Raw genomic sequence first — 233 nt, 5'->3', positions numbered from 1 at the left:
ATGACAGGTGAAGCAGTCAGCATTTTGAACGGTATCACCAAAATTGAAAAAGGCGCTGAAAAAGCAAACGGCGTACAGGCGGAAAACATCCTGATGCTGAGCGATAAATCTCGCGGCGATGCCAACCCGATCCTGTTGATCGATGAGGACGATGTCAAAGCGGGCCATGCTGCTTCGGTAGGACGCTTCAGTGAAGAGTCTATCTACTACCTCATGTCGCGTGGAATTACCCG

Annotated in this window: 1 protein-coding gene; it reads left to right on the top strand. The window is 50.2% G+C overall.

The annotated features are described in order from the left end of the window. Positions 1-233: SufD family Fe-S cluster assembly protein (locus SB775_RS34090; protein WP_410865720.1), on the top strand; the 233-nt coding region annotated here is incomplete at both ends.

It is taken from the genome of Peribacillus sp. SIMBA_075 (assembly GCF_046534585.1).
The sequence above is the reverse complement of the archived record's forward strand: the minus strand, read 5'-3'. Positions and strand labels throughout refer to the sequence as shown.